The 783-nt window shown below is 46.1% G+C and carries 1 protein-coding gene; it reads left to right on the top strand.

The window, feature by feature from the left end; translation table 11 throughout:
* Positions 1 to 296 precede the first annotated feature (296 nt).
* Complete coding sequence (locus NW838_RS06455) at positions 297 to 674, top strand: hypothetical protein (protein ID WP_414329842.1); 378 nt, start codon at positions 297 to 299, stop codon at positions 672 to 674.
* The last annotated feature ends 109 nt before the right edge of the window (positions 675 to 783 follow it).

The raw sequence follows: 783 nt of genomic DNA, 5'->3' as shown, positions 1-783 counted from the left end.
CCTCCCGGCACTGACCCTACGGGTACAGTGCGGGGCTCCTGCGATTTCTAGCTGAGCCGTGGCCCGTCCAGAGCCGCCGCGGGCAGAAGGGAAAAAGACTTACCGGATCCCAGTTTCAGTATTTATACTGATGTCAAAGATGAGAAAGCTCAATAAGCTTCCTCTGATGCATTTGGTTTCACTCATCCTATAAATAATCAAATCCTAACATTTTTAAGCAAGCTTCGAGTTGAAATTTCTCAACGGAAGACTTACTATAGAGCGACGAGCTTTGTAAAGGGGGAATACTCTCAGTCATGCAAAAACTCCAAGACAGTTTGGTAAAAGCTCTGAGCATCGATGGAGCACTGGGGGTAGCGCTGGGGGATTGGAAAACTGGGATGTGCTTGGGATATAAGGGCACCAACAGCCCCGCTTTTCCTGAAGCTAACTTGGAGCTGGCAATCGCCGGAAACACAGAAGTGATTCGCGCTAAGATGCGAGTCGCGGAGTCACTTAAGTTCACCGACAGAATTGAAGAGATTTTAATCATCCTGGAAACTCAGTACCATCTAATGCGTATGCTTAAAACCATAAACGGCCTATTTTTCTACCTAGCCTTAGACCGAGAAAAAGGGAACTTAGCTCTTGCCCGCATTAAACTCAGTCAAATTGAGAGCGAATTGACCCTCTAAGGGCAACTTGAAAGAGATGAAGCATCACGGCGAGCAGGGAGTCTAATTTGGCCGTGGAGCATGACTCTAGTCAATAATAAGCTCAACTATACTGAAAATAATGTATAAT

The sequence above is a fragment of the Synechococcus sp. R55.2 genome (assembly GCF_047462075.1).
Taxonomy (GTDB): domain Bacteria; phylum Cyanobacteriota; class Cyanobacteriia; order Thermostichales; family Thermostichaceae; genus Thermostichus.
The sequence above is the reverse complement of the archived record's forward strand: the minus strand, read 5'-3'. Positions and strand labels throughout refer to the sequence as shown.